Source organism: Halorubrum trueperi (assembly GCF_042662525.1).
GTDB classification, from domain to species: domain Archaea; phylum Halobacteriota; class Halobacteria; order Halobacteriales; family Haloferacaceae; genus Halorubrum; species Halorubrum trueperi.
In genome coordinates this window covers 1-6,550 of record NZ_JBHSXI010000039.1, presented here as the reverse complement: position 1 = coordinate 6,550, position 6,550 = coordinate 1, and the positions used below count along the sequence as shown (strand labels likewise).

The following is a 6,550-nucleotide window of genomic DNA, read 5'->3' as shown; positions in this document are numbered from 1 at the left end:
CCTCATCGCCGACGCGGTCGAGTCCCTCCTCGAACCGCTGCTTATCGGCGAGAACCCCCGAGACACCGAGCGGCTGTGGCACGAGATGTACGACGGAAACGTCCAGATCGGGCGGACCGGGCTCTTCTTGCGCGCCATCTCGACGGTCGACATCGCGCTCTGGGACGTGAAGGCGAAGGCCGCGGACATGCCGCTCCACAAGCTGCTCGGCGGCCACTCCGAGTCGGTGCCGTCGTACGCCAGCGGCGGGTACTACCGCGACGACAAGGGCCACGAGGGGCTCCGCAGGGAGATGCGGCGCTACCTCGACGAGGGCCACGACGTGGTGAAGATGAAGGTCGGCCGCCGATCGGTCGACGAGGAGGCCGATCGGGTCGCCGCGGTGCGCGACGAAATCGGCGACGAGCGCACCCTGCTTTTGGACGCCAACGGCGTCTGGGGATCGACCACCGAGGCCCTGCGAAACTGCCGCGCGTTCGAGCCCTACGACCCGTACTTCATCGAGGAGCCCGTGATGATCGACCGCGTCGACACGATGGCCGAGGTGAACGACGGGATCGACTACCCGGTCGCCACCGGCGAGCTAGAGGGGACCCGACACAACTTCGCGCGCCTCGTTGATTCGGGCGCGGCGACGATCCTCCAGCCCGACGTCACCGTCTGCGGCGGGATCACGGAGTGGCTGAAGATCGCCAACTACGCCTCGGCGTACGACATCCAGATCGCGCCCCACTACAACTGGAACATCCACGCCTCGCTGTTGGGAGCCATCGAGAACGGCCTCTGGGTGGAGTACTTCTACCGCGACATGGACGTGAAGGCGTTCGACGACGTGGTCGCCGATCCCGTAACGCCCGGCGACGACGGCATGATCGAACTGCCCGATCGCCCCGGCCACGGCGTGCCGCTCGACAAAGACGCGCTCGCGAAGTTCGCCGACGACTGACCCCCGACACACACACAAATGAGAGACTACTCAGACCAGATCGAGACCCGCGACCCGGACCGAGACGTACAGATCACGAGTATCGACGCCTGCGTCGTCGAGGGGAACTTCGAGTGGAACCTGATCAAGGTTGAGACTGACGCCGGCGTCACCGGCATCGGCGAGTCCTATCGGGGCGGCGGCGTCCCGGAGATCGTCGAGTACACCAACCGCTTCCTCGTCGGTGAGAACCCGCTCGACGTCGAACGTCTCGTCCGGTACATCTTCCAGGAGATGTCCGGACACGGCGGAACCACCGGGAAGGTCGTGACCGCCGCCTCCGGCATCGAGGTGGCGCTGTTGGACGCCGCGGGGAAGATCCTCGGACTTCCCGTCTACCAGCTGCTCGGTTCGAAGTACCGCGACGAGGTCCGGCTCTACTGCGACTGTCACGCCGGCGAGGCGTACGCCGTCGAGGACGGCGCGACCGCCTACGCCGAGGCCGAGGCGTACTCCCCGGAGGCGTACGCCGCCGAGGCCGCCCGGGTCACCGACATGGGCTTTTCCGCGCTGAAGTTCGACCTCGACCTTCCCGCGGACAACGCGAACGACCCCTACAACGGCCGGCTGACGAACGCCGCGATCCGGGAGAAGCGCGAGATCGTCGCGGCCGTGCGCGAGGAGATCGGTTACGACGTCGACCTCGCGTTCGACTGCCACTGGGACTACTCCGTCGAGAGCGCGAAACGGCTGGCCCACGAGCTGGAGGAGTTCGACCTGATGTGGCTCGAGGACCTGATCCCGCCGGAGAACATGGGGGCGCAAAAGGAAGTCACCAAGGCCACGCGGACCCCGGTCGCGACCGGCGAGAACCGGTTCCGCGTGTTCGAGCTGTCGGACCTGATCTACGAGCACGGCGTCGACATCGTCACTCCCGACCCGACGACGGTCGGCGGGCTCACGGAGACGATGCGGATCGCCGACCGCGCCGAGGAGAACTACATGCCGATGTCCCCGCACAACGTCTGCAGTCCGGTCGGGACGATGGCGTGCGTCCACCTCGGCGCGGCCACGCCGAACTTCGACCTCTTGGAGTACCACGCGCTTGAAGTCGACTGGTGGGACGACCTGCTGGTCCGCGATGAACCGCTCATCGAGGACGGTCGCATCGAGGTGCCGGAAGCGCCCGGGCTCGGTATCGAGCTCGACGAGGACGTCGTCGACGCGCACCTCCTCGACGGGACGACCGGGTTCTGAGGGACCAATAGGCGATCCCGACCGCGAGAGGGGTGGAATCGATCGACGCGGGCGGTCGGTGGGGCTGGTCGACGCGGGTGGTCGGTGGGGCTGGTCGACGCGGGTGGTCGGTGGGACTGGTCGGCGACACGTCGTGATCAGCCGACGAACTGACACCGAATCGTTCCGCGCTGTGGAACGGAAACTGTAGTTATTTATCCTTCGGATCGTAAGTCGGAGTATGCTCGATTACTTCGACATGGAGTCGACGCTGTCGTCGGAAGAGCGGCTGCTCGTCGACTCGGCCCGGTCGTTTATCGACGGCGAGGTGGACGACATCGGCAAACACTGGATCGACGGCACGTTCCCCGAGGAACTCATCCCGAAGATGGGCGAGATGGGATTCTACGCTCCGAACCTTGAGGGCTACGGCCTCCCGGGCGTCAGTGAGACGGCCTACGGCCTGTTGATGCGCGAGCTCGAAGCGTGCGACTCCGGGCTGCGCTCGATGGCCAGCGTGCAGGGCGCGCTCGTCATGTACCCGATCCACGCGTTCGGAAGCGACGCGCAGAAAGAAGAGTGGTTGCCCAAGCTCGGCACCGGCGAGGCCGTCGGGTGCTTCGGGCTGACCGAGCCGGAGCACGGGTCGAACCCCTCCGCGATGGAGACGCGTGCGGAGGCGGACGGCGACGAGTACGTCCTGAACGGCTCGAAGACGTGGATCACGAACTCTCCCATCTCGGACGTCGCCGTCGTCTGGGCGAAAGACCACAGCGAGGACGACACGCCCGTTCGCGGCTTCCTCGTCAAGACCGACCGCGACGGCGTCACCACGAACAAGATCGACGAGAAGCTCAGCCTCCGCGCATCCATCACCGGCGAGATCAGCCTCCAGAACGTCCGGGTGCCCGCCGAGAACGTCCTCCCGGGCGTCTCGGGGATGAAGGGACCGCTGTCGTGTCTGACGCAGGCGCGCTACGGCATCGCGTGGGGTGCAATCGGGGCGGCTCAAGACGCCTTCGAGACCGCGCGCGAGTACGCGACGGATCGCGAGCAGTTCGGCAAGCCCATCGGCGGCTTCCAGATCCAACAGCAGAAGCTCGCGGAGATGGCGACGCAGATCACGCTCGCCCAGCTGCTCGCCCACCGCCTCGCGGACCTGAAGGAGTCGGGGGAGATGCGCCCGCAGCACGTCTCGATGGCCAAGCGCAACAACGTCCGAATGGCCCGCGATCAGTCGCGGATCGCCCGTGAGGTGCTCGGCGGCAACGGGATCACCGCGGACTACTCGCCGATGCGTCACATGGCGAACATGGAGACCGTCTACACCTACGAGGGCACCCACGACATCCACACGCTCATCCTCGGCGAGGACCTCACGGGGCTGCAAGCCTACCAGTGAATCGGCGCTACGCTACCTGATTCCGCAGGTTCGCGTACTCCCCGGTTTCATCGACTCGCTCGACGTTCTCGACGAGGATGTCCGCGAGCCGCTCCCAGTACTTCGGCGTGTGCCCGGAGACGTGCGGCGTGAGGAAGACGTTCTCGAACCCCCAGAGATCGTGGTCGCTCGGGAGCGGCTCCGGGTCGGTGACGTCGAGAGCCGCGCCGTGGATGGCGTTGGCCCGTATCGCGTCGACCAGCGCCGGCGTGTCGATCACGCCGCCGCGGGAAATGTTCACCACGACCGCGTCCGTCGGCAGGGCGTCAAGCTCCGTCTCGCCGATCAGCCCCGCGGTGGCGTCGGTCAGCGGACATGCAAGCACGAGCACGTCGGTCCGAGGGAGGACCTCCGGGAGGTCGTCGTAGCCGACCACCTCGTCGGTCGGACCGCCCTTCGAGACGGTGTGTCGGACGCCGATCGTCGACACGTCGAATCCCGCGAGCCGGTCGACGATCGCCTCCCCGATGGATCCGAGCCCCACGACGGCGACGGTGCTGCCGGCGAGTTCGGTGAACGACTGGAACCGACGCCACTCGCGTCGTCGCTGGCGTCGCCACCCCTCGTCGAGCCGACGCGCGAACGCGAGTATCCAGCCGAGGACGTGCTCGGCGATGTTTGGGCCGTGAACGCCGGACGCGTTCGTCACCGCGACGTCGCGATCGGCGAGCGCCTCCAGCGGAAGGTGATCGACCCCCGCGGCGTTGCACGCGAACAGCCGGAGGTTCTGTGCCGCCTCGACGTCGTCGACGCTGAACCGCTTCCCGGCGATCACCGTCGCCTCGCGGACGAATCTGCGGCGCTCATCGGGAGTCGCGGCCAGCCGGACCTCCCGGTCGGGTAGCCGCCGTTGGAGCTCGGCGGCGTAGTCCGCGGCCGGGATCCCGTGCGCGTCGTGGTCGAGTACTGCGATATCGATCGGTGGCATGGTCGAGGGGTCACGACCGGGCGACTAAGTTGTAGGGGTGGCGGCAGGTTCACTCCGACGTTCCAAGGCGATAGTCGACGGACAGGACGGCAGACACCCGCCGGGGCCGTTCACTCGTTCATGCGGATCGGCGGTGCCGAGCTCATCAGGAGAAGACAGGCGATTCCGCCGCCCGCGCTGAGGACGCCGGTTCCGACGCCGACGGCGCGAACGGCCCCCTCGAAACCGAGCGGAGACGTCGCGAGCGCGATGGCAGCGCCCATCAGAATCGGCGTCAGCGTCGCCGCCGCGCGACCGCTGCCTTCGCTGAGACTGACGAGGCCGCCGCGGAGTTCAGACGGCGCGAGCGTGGTGATGATGCTGCGGTAAATCGAGAGTACGAGCCCGAATCCGATTCCCAAGAACACCACGCCGAGCGCGGCAACCGGGATCGAGGGGGCGAGAAACACGAGCGCGAGCCCGGCACCCATCGAGAGGTTCGTCGCGACGAGCGGGTAAAGGCGGTCGTCGAACAGCGCGGCGATTCGACCGGCCTGCGTCGCCGAGAGGGCGTACGTGAGACTGGCGAGCGCCGCGAGGATGCCGGCCTCTGTCGGCGTGTACTCGAGCACGTTGACGACGAGGATGGAGTTGTACGTAAGGAATCCGAACCAGGAGAGGTTCGCGGTCCCGCGGGCGACGACCATCGCCCACGCGCGGCGGTGGCCCACGAGGGTTCCGAGTTGGCCGAGCTGTTCGCGGATGCCGTCGCCGTCGTCACCGCCGTCGCCGGGGTCGCCGGCGGTCTCGTCGATCGGCTCCTCGAACAGAACGTAGACCACCCCGGCGATCGGGAACGCGACGGCGTATATGAGGAACGGGTACTGCCACGCCGCACCGACGAGGACGCCCGCCGCCAACGGAAAGGCGGTCTGTGACAGTCCGGAACCGGTGAAACGGAGCCCCTGCGCGGTCGCTTCCTTCGTGCCCGTGTAGAGGTCACCGAGGCTGGTGATGATGATCGGGGTGAGCGCGGCGAATCCGATACCCTGCAACGCGCGCAGCGCGAGCGCCGCGCCGAACGTCGAGACGAACGCGATCGCGGTCCCGGTGAGCCCGAACCAGAGCAATCCGAAGATGAGCACCGGTCGCCGACCGTATCGATCGGAGGCGACTCCGGCGAGCGGGATGAAGAAGATGGAGGGAGCGGTGAACGCGGACATCATGAGTCCGATGTTCGCGGTCGTCGCGCCGAGCGGTTCGACGAGCGAGCCGAGGACCGGCGAGAGGAGGGCAGTGCCGAGCGGCGGGAGCACGTTGATGAGGAGGAGGAGCTGAAAGGGCCGTTCTTCGACGATATCCGAGTCCGCTCCCACGATGGACGAGGGCGATACCACGGCTACGCCAACACGAGTACCCGAATTAAAGCTACGTGTTTGTGCAGTCCGGTCCGGTTGCCGCGGTGGTGCGGTGAACCGATGGATCGTCCGGAGTCGTCACATCGCGGTGAGTCGATGGATCGCCCAGAGTCGCCGCGTGTCGTGATCCTCGTTCGAACGTATCGAACAGCCTCGTTCGGTTAAATCGAATCTTTTTAACCACACAATCCGAAGTTCGCTTATGAACGAATCAGAGAATACCGCCGCAAACGGTTCGGTTCGGACCGCAGAGACTCTATTCGAAATAGTAGAACAGCTGGCCGAGTGCGACGGTGCGTCGCTTTCGACGGTGGCAGACGAGCTCGATTACGCGAAGAGCACCGTTCACCGGCACCTACGAACGGTAGAGGAGCTCGGATACGTGGAGCAGCGCGACGACGGCTACCACGTCGGACTCCGATTTCTCGAACTCGGGGTCACGGCGCGAAGCAGCCATCGGGGCTACGATCTCGTGCGGGAGAAGGTCGAAGAGATCGCCGAAGAGACCGGCGAGCGCGCGCAGTTCTTCGTCGAAGAGCACGGGAAGGCGGTGTACCTCGCGCGCTCTGTTGGCGACCGAGCGGTTCGGACCGACCCCGGTATCGGGAGTCGTATTCCGCTGT

The 6,550-nt window shown here is 66.4% G+C and carries 6 protein-coding genes; 4 read left to right on the top strand and 2 right to left on the bottom strand.

All coding sequences use genetic code 11. The features are described from left to right. From ACFQEY_RS18730 to ACFQEY_RS18720, 3 genes are all read left to right on the top strand, one after another. Positions 1 to 946, top strand: a 946-nt coding sequence (locus ACFQEY_RS18730; protein WP_379771538.1) for a mandelate racemase/muconate lactonizing enzyme family protein, incomplete at its 5' end; no start/stop codon positions are given. An 18-nt stretch (positions 947 to 964) separates the two neighbouring features. After that, positions 965 to 2,182, top strand: a complete 1,218-nt coding sequence (locus tag ACFQEY_RS18725; protein ID WP_379771535.1) for a mandelate racemase/muconate lactonizing enzyme family protein — start codon at positions 965 to 967, stop codon at positions 2,180 to 2,182. A 220-nt stretch (positions 2,183 to 2,402) separates the two neighbouring features. Beyond that, on the top strand, positions 2,403 to 3,563 hold the full coding sequence (locus ACFQEY_RS18720; protein WP_379771532.1) for an acyl-CoA dehydrogenase family protein: 1,161 nt from the start codon (positions 2,403 to 2,405) through the stop codon (positions 3,561 to 3,563). A 7-nt stretch (positions 3,564 to 3,570) separates the two neighbouring features. Here ACFQEY_RS18720 and ACFQEY_RS18715 read toward each other — a convergent pair whose 3' ends face one another. After that, positions 3,571 to 4,530 (bottom strand): D-2-hydroxyacid dehydrogenase, encoded by a 960-nt coding sequence (locus ACFQEY_RS18715; RefSeq protein ID WP_379771530.1) that lies wholly within the window; start codon positions 4,528 to 4,530, stop codon positions 3,571 to 3,573. A gap of 110 nt (positions 4,531 to 4,640) precedes the next feature. Further along, positions 4,641 to 5,906: an MFS transporter gene (locus tag ACFQEY_RS18710; protein ID WP_379771527.1), complete on the bottom strand. Its 1,266-nt coding sequence runs from the start codon at positions 5,904 to 5,906 to the stop codon at positions 4,641 to 4,643. Between the two features lie 223 nt (positions 5,907 to 6,129). Here ACFQEY_RS18710 and ACFQEY_RS18705 point away from each other — a divergent pair. Beyond that, positions 6,130 to 6,550, top strand: a 421-nt coding sequence (locus ACFQEY_RS18705; RefSeq protein ID WP_379771525.1) for an IclR family transcriptional regulator, incomplete at its 3' end; no start/stop codon positions are given.

What these genes read in the sequence shown, in the direction of transcription:
- ACFQEY_RS18725 (WP_379771535.1), top strand. Translation starts at nt 965, where the DNA reads ATGAGAGACTACTCAGACCAGATCGAGACCCGCGACCCGGACCGAGAC.
- ACFQEY_RS18720 (WP_379771532.1), top strand. Translation starts at nt 2,403, where the DNA reads ATGCTCGATTACTTCGACATGGAGTCGACGCTGTCGTCGGAAGAGCGG.
- ACFQEY_RS18715 (WP_379771530.1), bottom strand. Translation starts at nt 4,530, where the DNA reads ATGCCACCGATCGATATCGCAGTACTCGACCACGACGCGCACGGGATC.